This window comes from Mucilaginibacter auburnensis, from assembly GCF_002797815.1.
GTDB lineage: Bacteria > Bacteroidota > Bacteroidia > Sphingobacteriales > Sphingobacteriaceae > Mucilaginibacter > Mucilaginibacter auburnensis.
Genome location: NZ_PGFJ01000001.1, coordinates 1225975 through 1245123 on the forward strand (window position 1 = coordinate 1225975; position 19149 = coordinate 1245123).

Consider the following 19149-nt stretch of genomic DNA (forward strand, 5'->3'; position numbering starts at 1 on the left):
TTACATGAAGGGAATAATTTTAGCAGGCGGGTCGGGCACCAGGCTCTATCCAATAACAAGGGCTATCAGCAAGCAGTTAATGCCTATTTATGATAAGCCAATGATCTACTATCCGCTATCTGTATTAATGCTTGCAGGCATCCGCGAGATATTGATCATTACTACTCCTGAAGATAACGAAAGCTTCAAACGTCTTTTAGGTGATGGTAAAGAGTTAGGCTGCAACTTTGAATACGCTGTACAGGCTGTTCCGAATGGCTTAGCACAGGCTTTTGTTATTGGCGAGAAATTTATTGGCGATGATAAAGCGGCCCTTATTTTGGGCGATAATATATTTTACGGCAGCGGTTTCAGCACATTAATCCAGAGCTTTAATGACGTTGATGGTGCGGCAATTTTTGCTTACCCGGTGGCTGACCCTGAGCGCTATGGCGTGGTTGATTTTGATAAAGATTTTAAAGCGTTATCAATTGAAGAGAAACCTGTTCGGCCTAAATCAAACTACGCGGTGCCTGGCTTATATTTTTATGATAACAAGGTAATTGAGATAGCAAAAAATTTGCAGCCGTCACCGCGGGGTGAGTATGAAATCACTGATGTTAACAAGCATTACCTTGAAAAAGGAGAGTTGCATGTTGGTGTGATGGACCGTGGTACGGCTTGGCTGGATACCGGTACCTTTGACTCTTTAAGTGATGCAAGCGAATTTGTACGTGTTATAGAAAAACGTCAGGATACTAAAATAGGTTGTATTGAGGAAGTGGCTTACAGAATGGGTTTCATCACCAAAGAGCAACTAAATGATATTGCCAAAAAGTACATTAAAAGCGGCTACGGGCAATATTTGCAAAGGTTGGTTTGATTTAGAGATTGGTTGACTTGTGATCAGAGATTAGTTAAAAGGAGTGCTGTCTGTATAGTGTTCCTTTTTTATATACTATTCTTTCATTAAAGCTTCAACGGATTGCCCTGTTACCTCATCCGGGGTAAGCCAATGTATCTCCTTATCTTTTCTGAACCAGGTTAGCTGGCGCTTGGCAAAGCGGCGGGTATTTTGTTTGATCAGCTCAAGTGCCGTTTTCAAATCTGTTTTGCCCTCAAAATGATCAAACAACTCGCTGTATCCGACGGTATTAAGTGCATTTAAATGCCGGTAGGGTATAAGGGATCGCACCTCGTCCACTAAACCTTGCTCCACCATTACATCAACGCGTTTGTTAATGCGATCATATAAAACTTCACGAGGCAGATCAAGTGCTATTTTTACGCATTTGAACGGTCGTGGATTGCTCGCTGCTTTGCGGTAAGATGAGAATGGCTGTCCGGTTGTTCTGTACACCTCTAAAGCACGTATCACCCTTTGCGGATTATTGATATCAACCTCTGCATAATAAGCTGGATCAACAGTTTTAAGTTCTTCCTGCAATGGCGGTAAACCTTTTTCGGTCAGTTCCTGGTTGAGTTGTTCCCGTATGCCTTCATTAGCTTGTGGTATGCTGTCAAAACCTTCGCACAAAGCTTTAATATACAAGCCGGAACCGCCAGCTAAAATCACCACATCATGCACTTTAAACAATTCTTCTAACAGTGCTAACCCCTGTTTTTCAAAATCGCCTACAGAAAACAGCTCATTAATACTATGCGAATCAATAAAGTAATGTTGGGCAGCCTCCAATTCTTTGGCATCAGGCTTGGCCGTGCCTATCGACATTTCACGATAAAACTGTCTGGAATCGGCAGAAAGAATAGCCGTATTAAAATGTTGAGCCAACCTAATTGCTGCAGCGGTTTTACCCGATGCCGTAGGTCCGGCTATTACAAGGAGGGTTTTCGTTGGTCCATGGTCCATGGTCAATAGTCCATAGTTTTATTTATCAATAGTCAATGGGCCATTTGGCAGGTCGCTATGGTCCATTGACTATGGTCTATCAACTAAAAATTAATAATCATCATCCTTGCCGCCGCGCTCTTCCTCGTAGTTGTCGTCATCAGCAAATTCACTGCCGAATTCATCCTCTTCCTCCTCGTCGCTTGCAGGTACTTCTTCGCCTGTTTCATCAACTTCGGTAAAGTCGTCTGCATCTTCAGGATTCATGCCTACTTCATTGAAAAAGTCAAAGTCGTCTGCATCAGTTGCAGCAGCAGCTGCCATAGCAGCATCCGGACCGGTTACAAACTGGCGAGGCGCTTCGCCAACTGATTTAATAACAGCAGGATAGGTAACCTTCGGATCCTCTTCTAAAATAATCTTCATCAGTTCAATGTGAAAATCAAAAGGACGGTCAAAGTTGAATGTATAATAAAATTTTTGGTGCGGATCATCAATACGGCTGCTCAGCTTTACTTTGTCCATAAGGGCTACACCGCGGTCAATTTTGCGTTGGTTAGGCAAATAGGTAATTTCCTCACCTTTTATCCATTGATCATTGCTGATGTAGAAAGACGAAGAAAACTCCGGGTTGTACTTGGTTGACTTGTGTATAGCATGATGAAGATCTGCAAATGTTTGGTTCGATTTAACATCGATAACCCGCGATACATCGTCATAATCCTCAAAAGTTACGCTGAACCTGTATAGTGCCATTGTATAAGATAGTAGTTTTTGGTGTGCAAAAATAGTGTTTTTAGTTTGTGTTTGACCCTGCCACAACTTTTAAGCCAATTTCTTCGCCTTTTTTAATTGTGAAGGCAATTGCCTCATCACGCGAGTTTGGAATTTCGCCTTCCAGTATAGCTTCACGTATCTGATTTTTAATTATGCCTACTTCCCGGCCCTCTTTTAGCCCAAATAGTTGCATAATATCATTACCTGTAACAGGCGGCTGCCAGTTACGTATTTTATCGCGCTCTTCAACATCTTTTAATTTTTGTTGAACCAGCTCAAAATTGTCGCGGTATTTTTTCTTTTTGTAGTCGTTTTTAGTGGTAACGTCTGCTTTACACAACAGCATCAGGCCTTCAATATCATCGCCTGCCTCAAAAAGTAAACGCCTCACCGCCGAATCAGTAACAATTGATTGCGACAAAACTATGGGCCGCAAATGTAGCTGTACCAGCTTTTGCACCTGTTTCATTTTTTCGTTGAGTGGCAGTTTCAACTGCGCGAAAATTTTAGGCACCATGCGCGCGCCTTTATCCTCATGCCCATGGAAAGTAAAACCATGGCCCGGTTCAAAGCGCTTAGTAGCAGGTTTTGCAATGTCATGCAGTATAGCTGCCCAACGTAACCAAAGGTCGTTAGTAGTTTGGCAAATATTATCTAATACCTCAAGTGTATGGTAAAAGTTGTCTTTATGTCCTTTGCCGTTAACGTACTCTACTCCATATAGCGCCACCATCTGCGGAAATATTTTATGGAGTAAACCTGTGTTAAATAAATGCTTAAAACCGATAGATGGAACAGGCGATAGAATGATCTTGTTCAACTCATCGGTAGTACGTTCCTGCGATACGATGCTGATACGGTTTACATTGTTTTTGATGGCGGTAATGGCCACCTCGTCAATATCAAAATTAAGCTGTGTAGCAAACCTTATGGCACGCATCATACGCAATGGGTCATCGCTAAAGGTTTCCACCGGGTTAAGCGGTGTGCGAATGAGTTTGTTCTCCAGGTCGGCAATACCGTTAAACGGATCTACCAATTCGCCATAAGTATCGGGATGGAGTGAAATAGCCAATGCGTTAATAGTAAAGTCGCGGCGCTGCTGGTCGTCCTCTAAAGTTCCATCTTCAACAATAGGTTTGCGCGAGTTACTGCGGTAGCTTTCTTTACGTGCTCCAACAAATTCAATCTCAAGGTCCTTGTAGCGTAAGGATGCCGTACCGAAGTTTTTATAAACGGCAAGTTTTACCTTTAAACGCGCAGCCACAGCTTCGGCAAAAGCAATACCGTTGCCTATAACTACTATGTCAATATCTTTTGATGGACGGTTTAGAAAAATATCGCGCACAAAGCCACCTATGGCAAATACCTGCAATTGCTGTTTGCCCGCAATTTCGCTCAGTATTTTAAAAACCGGATGTTGGAGGTGCTGTTTCATGTACGCTTTCCGTGCAAAGGGACTGCGAAATTAAGGAAAATAATCGGGAGGCCCCTCTAAATATACACGCTAAGCATGTAGTTGCAACTATAACAGCCTAACAGCGCTATCCACCAAAATATTAATACTTTTGCAGCTATGACTGATGTTGTATTAAAGCGAGACAAAGAGAAGGCAGTTTTTCAAAGACACCCTTGGGTATTTTCGGGCGCCATTGAGCGTGTTAAAGGCAAGCCGACTAATGGTGATATTGTGCGTTTGCTGAACCACAAAGGCGAGTTTATGGCCTATGGTTTTTATAATGATCAGTCGCGCGTAGCGTTGCGTTTGTTAGAATGGAACGAGGAAACAGAAGTTAACGAAGCCTGGTTCAGAGCCAAAGTTGCTACGGCCGTTAACGCCCGCGCTGATATTTTAAATGAACAGACCAACACCTGCCGCTTGATTTTCAGCGAAGCTGATTACCTGCCGGGTTTGATAGTTGACAAATATGCCGACCACTTGGCCGTGCAGATCCTAACCTCCGGCATTGAAAAGATGATGCCGGTTATAATGGATGAGTTAAGGCAATTGCTTAACCCCCTGAGCATTTTTGATAAAAGCGATGCGTCATCGCGCCAGCATGAGGGTTTGGAAACAGATAATACCGTTTTATGGGGCGATGAGCCGCCTTCATCTGTAGAAGTTAAAGAGAACGGTATTATCTATAGCATCAATATTGCCGAAGGCCAAAAGTCGGGCTTTTACTGCGATCAGCGCGATAACCGCCGAATTTTGGCAGCGCACACCAAGGGCAAAAAAGTGTTAGATTGCTTTAGCTATACCGGTGGCTTTACGCTGAATGCTTTACACAACGGCGCTGCGTCTGTAACCAGTGTTGACAGCTCTGCCTTAGCCATTGAAACGCTTAAACAAAACATCAGCTTAAATAAATTTGACGCCGAGAAGCATACCGCTATACAATCAGATGTAAATAAGCAATTGCGCGCTTTTAAAGAAGCTGGCGACAAGTTTGATGTGATAGTGCTTGACCCACCAAAATATGCGCCGTCGCGCTCTGCTTTAGACCGCGCAGCGCGTGCCTATAAAGATCTTAACCGCATTGGCATGAGCTTGCTTAACAGCGGGGGCTTGCTGGCAACATTCTCCTGCTCGGGAGCAATGGACATGGAACAATTTAAGCAGGTTTTAGCCTGGGCTGCTTTAGATGCAGGTAAGCAAGTGCAGTTTATTTACCAGTTTTGCCAGCCGGAGTGCCATCCGGTACGGGCCTCATTTCCTGAAGGGGAGTATTTGAAGGGATTGTTGTGCAGAGTGTGGTGAGATAGAAGCAAGATTTAAGAAGCAGGAGATAAGATGTAAGAAGCAGGAGATAAGATATGTATTGAGTGCAATAACTGTGTATTGAATGCAATAATATAGTAGCTCCTCTATGACAATTTAATCAAACTTCATGCTTGGATGAAATAGTTAGCAATTAGTAGCGTGGTAATATACAAGTGCGGTTTGGCTAAAGCCAATAAGGTAAATTTTAACTGACCGTTGACTAAAAGCCAACGGCAATTTCATGTTTAACGGCCATTAATGTAGCCAACAATTCATTAAAACAATTATACTTAATTGTCGTCGGTTTCACCAGGATTACAGTTGGGAGAATTACCTCGGTTTACTCAATAAATTAACAAACAATCTGTACGCACCCGGCACACCGGCAGGCAGTTCTCTGAAGAAAGCCAATGATGTGTAAATAAAACGGCCTTTACCATAATCGCCCACTATTAATGAGCCGGGGTTAGGCTGCTCACCCGGATCATTCATTTGCAGGATGGTTTTATATTTAGGATCAATATTACTCACAAAGTATAAACCGCGCTCCTGTATCCAGCCTTCAAAATCGGCCTGCGTTATTTTGTTAGGGTAATTTAATACCGGGTTGGTTGGATCAAGGAAAGTTACCGCAGCGTTCTCATCTGTTACACGTTGGTTAACCGGACGGAATGGATACGGACCCGGATTGACCACTATACCATTATTATTATTGTACTGCACCACCAGGTTACCACCTTTATTTACATAATCCAACAATCGTGGTTGCATTACCGCCAAACGTGGGTTTACATTGTAAGCACGCACGCCCGTAACAATGGCATCATAAACAGAAAGGTCGGCATTCATAATGTCGGCTTCGGTTAATTGGTGAACCTCGTAGCCCACCTGCATCAACGCTTCGGGCACTAAATCGCCGGCACCTGCAACATAGCCAATCTTTTTACCAGCCGTTTTCAGGTCAATATTGATAAGTTTTGTTTCTGCAGGCGGAAACAGGGTGATAGCAGGAACATGATCATACAATATCCGTTGTATGCCTAAGTTCCATTCTTTGCCACCTGTTTTAACCACGGCCTGCAGCGTACTTACTTTTTGTTTACTATCAGCAGGTGTAATGATAAACGATGCTAACCATTCTGCACCCTTAGCCTGATCAAAATCTATTTTCTCCGGCGATATTTTCCAGCCCGCAACAGGTTTCAAGCTAATGCTGCCCGCAGCTTTGGTAAATGCCTGCATTTTTATTTGTACAGTTTGCGTCTGTTGGGTGTTGAATACGTAGTCTTTATTGACGATGTTGGCGGTAACAGGTGGAGCTATAACGAGGGGTTGATAAATTTCTCCTTTTGCTGGATCAACATATTTATATTGAATAGGCCTTTCGAACTGTATATTCTTACCCAATATTTTAAAAGTTATCCATGCAGAGTAAGGAATATTTTCAGGTAACGTTTTTTGACCCACATCTCCATCTTTATCGTTCTTGTCCAAATAACCTGTCTCATACAAACCTACCCCGTGCGGGTATTTAAGCCAATATGGCTGCGTCACTTCATCTGCTTTAATTTTATCGTTGAAATCCTTAGGTGTATTTGCCAAAATGGGTGCCTCTACTGAAAAATCGGAGTTAGCGTTTTTTATTGGTTCAGTTGGAAACATTGTAAATGGAGATAAGTCCCTATTGTAACCAATTGTAAATATCTTAACATCAATATCAGATCGTAGTACGACTTGTGTTCTTACAGATATTTCTTCTCCTACCGCATAAGTGGCCTGCGGCGCATAAGCCTCAAACCATAATCCCGCGCAAGCAGCTATCAGATCTTTCAATCCTTTTGTTTTTTGCTCTTTCCAATAGGGGTCGCTTATCGCTTCAACTTTAGTCAGCAACGCAACTAAAGCCGGTACAGATTTTTCGGGATGGTCTATATCCAGATTCTTACGGATAGTAGCTATCTCGGCTGAGATACCTTCGCCACCCTTAACACGGCTCCATGTGGTGTTAACGCCATCCATCAGATCAGTTTTTGGCGCATCACCTAAAATTATCCTAAATGTCTCGGTAGCATCGCCACGTTGTTTGGCGCTGCCAAATCCCTGTGTTTTATGGTTGGAACGACTATCGGCTGAAACTTCGCCATAACCTTTACCTAATACCGCATTGTATGCACCGGTGCTTATTTTAAAAGGCCCTTCGGTATTGGCTCCGCCAAAATTAGCGCCGTTAACCAGCAAGCGTTTAGCTTGCCACACCTGGGTATATTTTAACTGTTCGGGGAAACGTTTAGGGTCGGCCGCCGCCGCAAAAGCTTCCTGTGCAATAATGGCCGATGAGGTATGATGTCCGTGGCCGCCCTCCCCGGTAGTGGTAAACCTACAGATTATAATATCCGGTCTGAAATTTCTTATCACCCAAACCGCATCTCCTAAAACTTTCTCATGATCCCATATTTTTAGCGTTTCTTCGGGTCCTTTTGAAAAACCAAAATCGTTAGCGCGACTAAAAAACTGTTCAGCACCGTCTACCCTGCGCGCCGCTAAAAGCTCCTGGGTACGTATCAAACCTAACAGTTCGCTTTGCTCATTCCCAATTAAATTCTGCCCGCCATCGCCCCGGGTTAAAGCCAGATAGCCGGTGCGGTAATGTTTCTCTAAAGCCAGGTAAGCCAGCAAACGCGTATTCTCATCATCAGGATGCGCAGCTACATACAGTACGCTGCCCAACACATCTAACTTTTTCAATTCTTGTTGAATAGTTATCGCATCAGAAGGTGGCGCTGTTTGAGCCTGTACAACGCTGGTTACCAGTAAAATTGCGGCAAGTAATTTAAGGTGCTTCATGGCAATAAATATATGATTAAGTTTTTTTAGTCCGAAAGTCGGAGGTCAGTAAGTCCGAAAGATGTTACATTCTTTAGTCCGAAGTCTGCAGAAGTCGGAAAGTCCGGAAGATGTGATTGGAGTCGGTAAGTCCGCAAGTCGGGAAAGTCCGTAAGATGATTTTGGGTCTGAAGATGTATGGTATTTGACAGAAAACAGAGGAATGGCTGGGTGTCTAACGCTCGCCTGCAAAAAAACTTTCGGACTTGCGGACTTGCGGACTTACCGACTTTCGGGCTCCAAAGCTGCAAAACATCAAAACTAATCAAACGATTAATTTTTTGTTGCTGAAAATCAGGTACTTAAAAATAATAAACAAAAAACATTTTACATTAATCAATCGTTTGATTAATTTTGTGGTGTTAAAATTATGGAGAAAGAGAAAATAGACAAAAAGGACCACATTCTGGACGTAGCTGAGCGCGTCTTTGCAGAAAAAGGGTTCGACGGCGCATCTACCCGATTAATATCAGGTGAGGCCGGTGTAAATATGGCTATGCTTAACTACTACTTTGGTTCAAAGGAAGGTTTATTTCTGGCCATTATTGAGCGTAAAATATCACACTTTCAAAATATTCTTCAAAACCTGGGTAACAAGGAAAACATAAGCACCTGGGAAAAGATGGAAACCTACGTTGAGCTATACGGCGACAAAATAGTTAACAATAACTGCTTTCAGCAACTACTTTATAAAGAGATGGTGATGAACCGCGGTAATGAGTTATCTGATAAGCTGCGCGAAATGCTGATGAAGAACGTTGGCGAACTGGAAAGAATATTAAAAGAAGGTATCGCCTCCGGTGAGTTCAATGCCGACGTTGATATCCCGATGGTGATAGCCGCACTCTATGGAACAAAAAACTACATCATTAATACGCCGTTGATGGCATCGCCCCTGTTGGGTTATGACATTCGCGACGATGAAATGATCGAGAAGAAGCTTAAACCTCAGATAAAAAGCTTCATGAAAAATCTACTAAAATGCTACCTACTTAAACAACAATGAAAATTCAATTTAACACATCTCACCACTTTCACTTAATTAAAATACCGCTGATAGCGGTATTGCTGGCCCTGCTGCTGATGAGCCTTGTTAATACACGGGCTAACGCGCAAGACAGAACGCTGCGTCTGCAAGAGGCCATTGAATTGGGCTTGCAAAACAGCAAGGTTTTGAAACTGTCGCAGTCTAAAATAGATGAGGCCGTATCGCAGTACAACCAGGAGAAAGACCGCGCGCTACCCGAAGGATCGGTTAGTTTAGCTTACAACCGCGCGCAGATACCGTACAACAGGTTAAGCCTTGGCGAACAATCTATATCATTGCCAAAAAGCGCTAATGCCTTTTTAGGTATAGCATCTGTTAATCAAACCATCTTTGCAGGCCATCGGTTAAAGTACGCGCAGGAGTCAACCAATATGCTGACAGACATTGCACGCCTGGATGCCGTAAAAGACAAGGACCAGATCACTTACGACATTATTAATGCTTACTACAACCTGTACAAAGTGCAACAAAGCATTAAGGTAGTTAACCAGAACCTTGAAACTATTGATGATCAGATCCACCAGTCGCAACGCTTCTTTGAGCAGGGTTTGGTTACCAAAAATGATGTTTTAAGGTTCCAACTGCAACGTTCAAACATTCAAATGAATGGCGTTGACCTGGAAAGCAACCGCAAGATCATTAACCATAACCTGAACATTTTACTGGGATTACCGGAAAGCACCCGTTTGGTTATTGACGAGATACCAATGGCAAAACGCGCAATAGGTACGCTGAATGATTATGTTGATTCGGCCTTAACTAACCGCAAGGAACTGGCACAGCTGGATATACGCAAACAGATTGCCGAGACCAACATTAAAAGCATCAAGGCTAACACTACTCCTACCCTTGCCGCATCGGTAGGCGCTTATTATGTTGACGTATCTGCCAATCCAATACCGCGTTCGGGCAATTTCATTACACCTGTTACTGTTGGCCTTACCGCCTCATGGAACTTTGGCACTCTGTGGACCAACAAAAACAAAATAGCACAGGCTAAAATACAGGAGACTGAAGTAGACATTAACAAAGGCATTGTTAGCGACCAGCTGCGTAACGAAGTCAATCAAAATTATCAGAACTATATTACCGCTATGGACAAGATTCAATTGCTGCAAACAGCTATTGAACAGGCAGGCGAAAACAACAACATCTTAGCATCAAAATACAAAAGCAATATAGCATCGGCAACAGACAGGGCCGACGCTGAGACCCTACTCTACCAGGCACAGATCAATCTGGCTTTAGCTAAAGCAGATGCCGATCTGGCATACTACACCTTAATAAAATCAACCGGAAAACTTAATAAATAATACTTGTAACAATGGCAAAGGAACAAACACCTCACGACGATGCACCTGCAAAAAAACCTAATAGGGTACTACCCATTATATTGGGCATTATACTAATTGGCGGTATCATTTTCGGAGTGAAAGAATATTTATACTACAGCAAACACGTAGATACAGACGATGCGCAGATCGACGCGGACATAAGTCCGGTTGTATCTCGCGTAGGCGGATATGTTGACAGCATATTTTTTGAAGAGAACACGCATGTAAACAAAGGTCAGATACTGGTTAAAATTGACGACCGCGATTATAAAGTAAAATTAGAGCAAGCTAAGGCTGCACAAAGCGGTGCATCGGCCAACGTTAATGTAGGCGAATCTCAGATCTATACTACATCTGCCAATTCAGCTGCTGCACGTGCGCAAATGGAATCAGCCAAAGCTCGTTTAGATAAAGTTGAAAAAGATTATCAACGTTATGCTAACCTTATCAAAGACGGTTCTATCACCCAACAACAGTTTGATCAGGCTAAATCAGACCTGGAAGTGGCACAGGCAACTTACCGTGCATCGCAAGATCAATATCGCGCAGCACAACAACAGGTAAACACCACCCGCAGCGAACTTAAGGTAACCAACACCGGTGTTAGCCAGCGCGAAGCCGATATTGACTATGCTAACCTGCAATTGAGCTACACCAAAATAGTGGCGCCGGCCAGCGGCACAGCATCTAAAAAGAACGTGCAGTTAGGTCAGTTGGTTCAGGCAGGTCAAACACTGTTTAACATTGTAAATGATAACAGCCTGTTCATCACCGCTAACTTTAAAGAAACACAGTTAGAGGAAATACGCAACGGTCAAAAAGTACATGTAGAAGTTGATGCCTATCCTGATATGGACATAACCGGCACCGTATATAACTTTTCACCGGCCACAGGCGCAAAATTCTCTTTGTTACCTCCGGATAATGCTACCGGTAACTATGTTAAAGTGGTACAACGTGTACCTGTAAAAATAAAACTGAGCGGTAAACCCGAAGACCTTGCCAAACTACGTGCAGGTATGAGTGTAAACGTATCAGTTTTAGTAAAAGAATAATTTATCATGGCCGAAACTGGTTTTAAAAAATGGATCATCACAATCACGGTGATCACAGCTTCGCTTTTGGAGCTGATTGATACCACCATTGTGAACGTGGCGCTGCCCCACATACAGGGTAACCTGGGCGCAACGCTTGAAGACGTGGCTTGGGTAGTTACCGGTTATGCAGTTGCCAACGTAATAATTTTACCTATGTCGGGTTGGCTGGGCGGCCGTTTTGGTCGTAAAAATTACTTCCTGGCCTCTATTATAGTGTTTACTATTGTTTCCTTTTTATGCGGAAACGCCGAGAACATGAACGAACTGATCGTGTTCAGGATACTGCAGGGTTTAGCAGGTGGCGGTTTAATATCAACCGCACAGGCCATATTGCTTGAAACCTGGCCACGCGAACAAATTGGTACAGCAACCGCTTTGTTTGGTTTAGGCGCGGTGGTGGGCCCTACTGTAGGCCCAACCATTGGCGGCTGGATTGTTGAACAGTACGCATGGCCGTGGATATTTTACGTAAATATTCCTGTTGGCGCGTTGGCAGCCTTCTTTACCTATACGTTTGTGCGGGAAACGCCTAAAGAGGAAAAACGGCCGGTCGACTGGTGGGGAATTGCGTTACTGGCTATTGCGGTAGGCAGCTTGCAAACTGTATTAGAGAAAGGTGAAAGTGAAGACTGGTTTGCTACAGGTTATATAGTTGTTTTAACTGTTGCAGCTGTTTTGGGGACGTTCCTGTTTATCTGGCGGGAGTTAAGTACAGACCACCCGGTAGTTAACTTCAGCATCTTACGGCACCGGAGTTTCTCAGTAGGTATGTTTACTTCGTTTGTGTTGGGCTTTGGCTTGTATGGGTCGGTGTTTGTGTTCCCGGTATTTTGTCAAACATTATTGGGCTTTAACGCGCAACAAACCGGTGAGCTGTTGTTTCCCGGTGGTTTATGTACCATTGTAATGATGCCTTTTATTGGAAAAATGCTTAATAAGGGTATTCCTGCACAATTTATGGCCACAGGAGGTATGTTTTTATTCTTCGTATTTACCAATATGCTGAGTAAATCAACCCTGGCGACCGGCGAAACTGATGTACTGATACCGTTGCTTATACGCGGTGTAGGTATGGCCTTATTATTTGTGCCTTTAACCACTTTAGCGATGGCCGATCTGAAAGGGCCCGAATTAGGGCAAGGCTCCGGATTGAACAACATGATGCGTCAATTAGGCGGCTCATTTGGTATTGCGGTGTTAACCACCCTTATACATACCAGACAATATTTCCACCGCACCAATTTGCTGGAGAACGTGAACGTGTTGAACCCAGCGCTTAATGAAAGGTTAAGCGGACTCATAGCCCGGTTTATGGGCAGCGGCAAATCAATGCTTGATGCTACAACTATGGCCTATAAAGCCTTAGAAGGACAAATAACCCGTCAAACGCTATTACTTACTTACGATGATGCCTACTGGCTATCAGGAATGGTAATGTTATTTTCAATACCGTTACTCTACTTACAACCTTTCAGGAAGAAACTGAAACCGGTTGCTGACGCACACTAAAAGAACAAAAGCCGTTTCCTTTTACAAGGGAACGGCTTTTTTCCAAAAAAATTAACAATTAAATTTTATTTGTCTCCGGGTAAACCGCTTTCCTCTCACAAAAAGTATCTTCCGGAAACGTTTGCTTAAATCTTACCGATAAAATTATATTTTTTTTAATAAATCAAAGTATATTTTCTTATTCATTTAACGAAATATTTTTACTCGTACACAAATCTGTACACCTTTTATTACATCAAAGTAAAAAACAAGCCTATATTTAGCATCAAAACGCTTCGTTTTCAATTTAACGCATGCAAATAGCTCAAGCTTTACAAACATGGTGGCAGCAACAAACCTGGCAAGAGCTTACAGGTTTTACTACGGGCCTGCTTTGCGTGTATTTAGCCGCAAAAAATATTATCTGGAACTGGCCACTTGCTATAATTAGTGTGTGCTTTTATGCTTATATATTTTTTGAGAAACACTTGTTTGCCGATGCCGGCCTTCAGATCTATCTGCTGATAATGAATGTTTACGGTTGGTATCACTGGAGTAAAAAATCACCGACGGACAACCTTGCGCCGGTGGTTAAGATCAATGGCCGGCAAACATGGGTAGCTATATTTAGCATTGCGGCGGTCACCGTATTTTTAGGATCAGTGTTGCGGTACACTTCAGCATCATACCCCTATCTGGATAGCTTTTGCGCGGCATGTAGCGTAGTTGCACAGGTATTACTAGCACGCAAAGTTTTAGAGAACTGGCTGATCTGGACTTTTGTAAATATTATTTACGTTGGAATTTATATTTTCAAAGACCTGCATATTACTGCTTTAATGTATGCAATTTATATCCCGATAGTTATTTCGGGCTATTTAGATTGGAAAAAAGAAGTCAAATGATATCGGAATTCGGATTTGTCTTATTTCGCATATCGAATTTTCGATTCGGGTTTAGTCAATTTAACCTGTTTGAAAATTCTGATTTAGTTACTTTTACTGTTTCGATATAATATGCAGGAATCCGAAATCGAACATCTGAAATCCGACATAAAAAAAATTGCAATTGTTGGACCTGAGTCAACCGGCAAGTCTACCATGTCGGCATGGTTGGCGGAGCATTACGGGACGATATGGGTGCCTGAATATGCACGCGGTTATTGTGAAAAATTAACTGCACCTCCTACCTGGCAGGATGAGATCAATATGTTTTACGGACAAGTGGCGCTTGAACAGGAACTAATTCCTATGGCAGGAAACGGTATTTTGATATGTGATACTACTTTTATAACTGTAAAAATATGGAGCGACCATATTTTTGGTAATTCGCCAAAAGAGGTGACTGATGCGTTGCCTCTGCATAAATATGATCTGTACCTGCTTTTAGATATTGATATGCCCTGGCAGGATGACCCACTGCGCGACTTCCCCAACCTGCGCGAACACTTTATGGATATCTGGCATCGTGAACTTGAAGCATTGAATGCTAATTATGTGGTGATATCAGGCACCGGGCAGCGACGTTATGACAGGGCGGTAGAGGCGATTGATAAATGTTTTTTTGCTTGAAATTTGGCTGAAGCCGTTCTCCTTCAGCCTTTATCCGTCGGCGATAGCGAAGGGTCTTATACGCTCTGCTAACCGAGCGCTTCGTAAAGCGTGGTTTATAAGATCCTTCGCTATCGCTCAGGATGACAGTTTTACTTGGTTATAGGAGGTGTGGTCCACGTGGCTCACCCCCGGCTCTTAGCGGCTCTTGCCGGTTTTTGGGAGCCTTTGGTGGCTCTCAGGGCTCCCGGTGGTTCACCCCGGCCAGAGCCACCACCCGCAATTGATAGACAATAAAAATTTAGCTTGTTATACACACCATAATCAATTACTTTTGCCCTACTACATATTCATACAATGAAACACGAAGACAACAACTATTATTCAGTTTATTATCTTGTTGGTTTGTTAGCAGGCCTTTTCACCGGCGTGGCTACACACAGTGGTCCTGGCTATATAATTGGCCTGGGTGTTACCGGTTTATTGTTTGCCGGTTTCTTCCTGCGCGTGTTCGTTAAAGGACATGAAAAAAACGTCTGATACAGAGTTACCGCCATTTATACGCAGCTGGAACCAATTTTATTGGGTAGTTGTTGTTTGGCTGGTTTTTCTTATCGTCGTATTCTGGCTCATCACTTTATATTTTAGATGAGCGTAATTGATTGGATAGTTCTTGCTGTAACGCTTTTATCTATAGTAACCTATGGTATCTGGAAAAGCGGCTCCAATAAAAATATTGATCAATATCTGGTAGGCGGGCGTTCGCTCCCTTGGTACCACATAGGTCTTTCGGTAATGGCAACGCAAGCAAGCGCCATTACCTTCCTCTCAGCTCCCGGTCAGGCTTATTCAGACGGGATGCGCTTTGTTCAGTTTTACTTTGGTTTGCCCCTGGCCATGATCGTGCTGTGCATCACCTTTGTGCCCATATTTCATAAACTCAAAGTTTACACCGCTTACGAATATTTGGAACAGCGTTTTGACCTGAAAACCCGCTCACTGGTGGCTTTCCTGTTTTTGGTGCAGCGCGGCTTGTCAACAGGTATCACTATCTACGCGCCATCTATCATCCTTTCCACCATCTTAAACATTGATACAACCTACACTACGCTGTTTATTGGTAGTTTGGTAATATTTTATACCGTGTATGGCGGAACAAAGGCGGTATCATACACCCAGCTGCTGCAAATGAGCATTATTTTTTTGGGGATGTTTGCGGCAGGGGCAATGGTAGTGGCTATGTTGCCCGACAATGTTGGCTTTGGTCACGCACTAAAGTTGGCCGGAAAGCTCGGTAAAATGAATGTGATAGACTGGAAGTTTGATCCGGATAGCCGCTATAATATCTGGAGCGGTATTGTTGGCGGTTTCTTTTTGCAGCTGTCTTATTTCGGAACAGATCAGAGCCAGGTTGGGCGGTATTTAACCGGTAGTTCGGTGGGACAAAGCAGGATGGGTTTGATCATGAATGGATTGATCAAAATACCTATGCAGTTTTGTATTTTGCTGATAGGCATATTGGTATTCGCTTTTTATCAGTTTAACAAGCCACCATTGTTTTTTAACCAATACGAGGTTAAACAGGTAGAAGAGAGCCGGTACGCTGCGGAATATACAGCGTTGAATGCACAACATACCGAAGCATTTGAGCATAGAAAAGCTGCCGCCGATGGCCTCGTCAACGCAATCGACAGTAAAAACGAACAAGCGGTTGAACAGGCGCAACTTAAACTAAAAACTGCCGATACAGAAGTTGCTGAGGTGAGAGCGCAAGGTATTGCCTTGATGAAAAAGAATAACAACAAGGCTGATACAAACGATACCAATTACGTTTTCCTGAACTTTGTTACCAACTACCTGCCCAAGGGATTGATAGGTTTGCTTATTGCCATTGTTTTTATGGCGTCTATGGGTTCAACAGCAAGCGCGTTAAACTCGTTGGCCTCAACAACGGTAATTGATATTTATAAACGCAATATCAATAAATCAGCATCCGACAGAAATTATGTGAATGTATCTCGTGCGGCTACGGTATTCTGGGGAGTGGTGTGTATCATTATGGCGCTTTATGCCAGCAAACTGGGTAATTTACTGGAGGCGGTAAATCAGCTTGGCTCTTATATCTATGGAACTATATTAGGGGTATTTGTCACTGCTTTTTACATTAAGCGTGTGAAAGGATCGTCGGTGTTTATCGCTGCAGTGTTGTCTGAGATCATTATCTGTATTTGCGGATACTATGAAGTTGTGGCTTACCTATGGCTGAATGCTATAGGTTGTATTCTGGTGATAGCCCTGGCTTTACTGGCGAATTTGTTTTTTGAGGATAAGGAAAATTAGGGGCAAAATAAATGCCCCTTCGAACTTGCTTCTTAGGGGCATTCAACCTAAACCTTATCACAATTAAACCGGCAAGTGCCGGTTCGTATCACTTGATACAAACACTGTACCAAATTTTTCTATGCCTTTCCCAGTTCGAAATTTAAATCTTTTAGTGTAGCAGTAATCAGTTGACCGAAAAAGTGTATAAAAAATTCAACCATGTGTTTACAATTTTATACACTTTTAACAACATCGTCATTACTTCTTCGTCTGATCAGCCTGTCAGCAAAAAACAGCAACAGCATTATATCAAAGTAAATAAAGGCTTTCCAGGCTGTGGAGTTTATCAATGCACTTGAATTAATTTGCTGAATATGGATGTCCAGCGAGTGATTTCCGATACTTCGCATTGCTCCTTCAAACAACAGAAATGATAAAATACCTAATGTTAGCAACAGTACACCAGCTATTGACGTAATAATGTATTTGTTGATTTTGGTTTTAAGCGGTTTTGCCGCCTGTTCGTTACGAATGGCTTCCATAACATTATAGCTGAAAGCCATTGTCGGCTCCTCTAAAGTGACGGCCGATAGCTCACTTTCCATCTCCAGCATGCTATTAAACGCGTTTCGCCATTGTTCATCACTTTCTATCAAGCCGGCGATAGTTGCTTTATCTTGTTCGTTGCAGGTACCGTCAATATATTCCCACAGTTTTTCTTCCACGTTGCTCATATCAGTTCTTTCACCTCGTGTTTTAAATTTTGTTCCAATTTCTCTTTCAGTCGCTTGCGCGCCCTGAATAGTTTTACTTTAACGCCATTAGTTTCAATACTCATTATCTGTGCTATTTCTTCTAATGACTGCTCTGCGTGATAAAACAGCGTTAAAACGGTAGCGTCGTCAGCGGGTAATTGGCCTATGGCCTCATTAAGATAATATGACCTTGACCTACTCTCGGCCGTATTAACATCAAACCCTGACATTGTACTTTCTATTTGTATATAAGTAGCATCATCATCAAGCGCCACCGTATTATTCGTTTTTTTACGCAGGCTGGTCATTGCGGTAGTATATACAACCGTATACAGCCAGGTGCTGAATTTTGATTCCTGTTTGAAGGAGCTTAAGGCGCGGTAAACTTTAATAAAGCTATCCTGCGCCACCTCCTCTGCATCTTCCCGGCTTTTGGTAAAACGAAGCGCCAGTGTAAACGTGTACCGCTCATAGCGCTTAACCAGCAACGCATAAGCCTGCTGATCGCCTTTAAGCGTTCGTTGTATCAGTTCAATGTCGGTAAGCTTGCTTTGCATGTAATGCCTGATATGACTACGGCTTTTAGCATCAGGTTACACCCTGTATTATAAATATATAAATAATGAGTGTAAGAACGCTTGCTAACTTCCTGCAAATAATTTTAAGGGAACCCGTAACCTGCTAAAAAAAAGCGTAGTCATAGCTGCAAATAACACGGTAAAACACCGCATCATTAAAAACATTAAAAACTTAATATCATGGATAACGTAGCTTTATTGGTCCCCATTTTTGTACCCTTATCATTTTTTGCATTAGTTTTCGGCATTGTTTATCTCCGCAACAGGGAGCGTATGGCTATGATAGAACGAGGCATGGACCCGCGCCTTCAAATTGAGAATACAGGCCCACGCAATTATGTATTAACAACCGGTATGTTAATGATAGGAAGTGGCCTGGGGCTATTTATAGCTAATATGATAGAGTGGTCGTTAAAATTCAATGATCCCGAAGCTATCTATTTCGGTTGTATAGCATTCTTCGGAGGTCTTGGCTTGCTTGGCGCTTATTTGATCGATAAAAAAGCGTCTACGAAGCAGTGATAGTTGATCAGAGATTGGTTGATTAGTGATTAGTTGTTTTTGATGACTATTCATTAATCGCTGACCAATTGATTGGAGATCGGTTGATTAGAGATTGGATGATTAGTAATTAGTTGCTTTGTTAACTATTTATTAATCGCTGACCGTTTGATTAGAGATTAGTTGATCAGTGAGTAGTAGTTTGCTACCTGATCACTAATCTC

Annotated in this window: 17 protein-coding genes; 11 read left to right on the forward strand and 6 right to left on the reverse strand. The window is 42.6% G+C overall.

Annotation, left to right across the window (positions count from 1 at the left end):
- The first annotated feature begins 4 nt into the window (after positions 1-4).
- Positions 5-862 carry a glucose-1-phosphate thymidylyltransferase RfbA gene (gene rfbA, locus CLV57_RS05375; RefSeq protein WP_100340296.1) on the forward strand — a complete coding sequence of 286 codons (858 nt, stop codon included), beginning with the start codon at positions 5-7 and terminating at the stop codon, positions 860-862.
- A 75-nt stretch (positions 863-937) separates the two neighbouring features.
- On the opposite strand, the gene miaA is transcribed toward rfbA, so the two are convergent.
- The 3 genes from miaA to CLV57_RS05390 form a co-directional block, all read right to left on the reverse strand.
- Positions 938-1849: a tRNA (adenosine(37)-N6)-dimethylallyltransferase MiaA gene (gene miaA / locus CLV57_RS05380; protein WP_100340297.1), complete on the reverse strand. Its 912-nt coding sequence runs from the start codon at positions 1847-1849 to the stop codon at positions 938-940.
- A 90-nt stretch (positions 1850-1939) separates the two neighbouring features.
- Positions 1940-2584, reverse strand: coding sequence for an IS1096 element passenger TnpR family protein (locus CLV57_RS05385; RefSeq protein ID WP_100340298.1), 645 nt, complete (start codon positions 2582-2584; stop codon positions 1940-1942).
- A 40-nt stretch (positions 2585-2624) separates the two neighbouring features.
- Entirely contained in the window at positions 2625-4043 is a 1419-nt protein-coding gene (locus tag CLV57_RS05390; RefSeq protein WP_100340299.1) for a CCA tRNA nucleotidyltransferase, read from the reverse strand.
- A 138-nt stretch (positions 4044-4181) separates the two neighbouring features.
- Between CLV57_RS05390 and CLV57_RS05395 the strand changes: the two genes are divergently transcribed.
- Complete coding sequence (locus CLV57_RS05395) at positions 4182-5366, forward strand: class I SAM-dependent rRNA methyltransferase (protein ID WP_100340300.1); 1185 nt, start codon at positions 4182-4184, stop codon at positions 5364-5366.
- 333 nt (positions 5367-5699) lie between these two features.
- Here CLV57_RS05395 and CLV57_RS05400 read toward each other — a convergent pair whose 3' ends face one another.
- Entirely contained in the window at positions 5700-8213 is a 2514-nt protein-coding gene (locus CLV57_RS05400) for a PIG-L family deacetylase (RefSeq protein ID WP_100340301.1), read from the reverse strand.
- 409 nt (positions 8214-8622) lie between these two features.
- Between CLV57_RS05400 and CLV57_RS05405 the strand changes: the two genes are divergently transcribed.
- The 8 genes from CLV57_RS05405 (at position 8623) to CLV57_RS05440 (ending at position 17109) form a co-directional block, all read left to right on the forward strand.
- The gene (locus tag CLV57_RS05405; protein ID WP_100340302.1) at positions 8623-9258 is read left to right on the forward strand and encodes a TetR/AcrR family transcriptional regulator; all 636 of its coding nucleotides are present in this window, start codon (positions 8623-8625) and stop codon (positions 9256-9258) included.
- Positions 9255-10613, forward strand: a complete 1359-nt coding sequence (locus CLV57_RS05410) for a TolC family protein (protein ID WP_100340303.1) — start codon at positions 9255-9257, stop codon at positions 10611-10613. The genes CLV57_RS05405 and CLV57_RS05410 overlap by 4 nt, the downstream gene beginning before the upstream one ends.
- Before the next feature lie 11 nt (positions 10614-10624).
- The gene (locus CLV57_RS05415; protein WP_100340304.1) at positions 10625-11689 is read left to right on the forward strand and encodes an HlyD family secretion protein; all 1065 of its coding nucleotides are present in this window, start codon (positions 10625-10627) and stop codon (positions 11687-11689) included.
- Between the two features lie 6 nt (positions 11690-11695).
- The gene (locus CLV57_RS05420) at positions 11696-13240 is read left to right on the forward strand and encodes a DHA2 family efflux MFS transporter permease subunit (protein ID WP_100340305.1); all 1545 of its coding nucleotides are present in this window, start codon (positions 11696-11698) and stop codon (positions 13238-13240) included.
- A gap of 293 nt (positions 13241-13533) precedes the next feature.
- Entirely contained in the window at positions 13534-14124 is a 591-nt protein-coding gene (pnuC, locus tag CLV57_RS05425) for a nicotinamide riboside transporter PnuC (protein ID WP_100340306.1), read from the forward strand.
- A 111-nt stretch (positions 14125-14235) separates the two neighbouring features.
- Positions 14236-14790: an AAA family ATPase gene (locus CLV57_RS05430; protein WP_100340307.1), complete on the forward strand. Its 555-nt coding sequence runs from the start codon at positions 14236-14238 to the stop codon at positions 14788-14790.
- A gap of 336 nt (positions 14791-15126) precedes the next feature.
- Positions 15127-15309, forward strand: coding sequence for a hypothetical protein (locus tag CLV57_RS05435; RefSeq protein WP_100340308.1), 183 nt, complete (start codon positions 15127-15129; stop codon positions 15307-15309).
- 108 nt (positions 15310-15417) lie between these two features.
- Positions 15418-17109 (forward strand): sodium:solute symporter, encoded by a 1692-nt coding sequence (locus tag CLV57_RS05440; protein ID WP_100340309.1) that lies wholly within the window; start codon positions 15418-15420, stop codon positions 17107-17109.
- Between the two features lie 215 nt (positions 17110-17324).
- Here CLV57_RS05440 and CLV57_RS05445 read toward each other — a convergent pair whose 3' ends face one another.
- Together CLV57_RS05445 and CLV57_RS05450 are read right to left on the reverse strand one after the other, a co-directional pair.
- The gene (locus tag CLV57_RS05445) at positions 17325-17816 is read right to left on the reverse strand and encodes a hypothetical protein (RefSeq protein ID WP_169927061.1); all 492 of its coding nucleotides are present in this window, start codon (positions 17814-17816) and stop codon (positions 17325-17327) included.
- A 5-nt stretch (positions 17817-17821) separates the two neighbouring features.
- Complete coding sequence (locus CLV57_RS05450) at positions 17822-18403, reverse strand: RNA polymerase sigma factor (RefSeq protein WP_100340311.1); 582 nt, start codon at positions 18401-18403, stop codon at positions 17822-17824.
- Positions 18404-18604: 201 nt separating this feature from the next.
- Between CLV57_RS05450 and CLV57_RS05455 the strand changes: the two genes are divergently transcribed.
- The gene (locus tag CLV57_RS05455; protein WP_100340312.1) at positions 18605-18946 is read left to right on the forward strand and encodes a DUF6249 domain-containing protein; all 342 of its coding nucleotides are present in this window, start codon (positions 18605-18607) and stop codon (positions 18944-18946) included.
- Positions 18947-19149 lie beyond the last annotated feature (203 nt).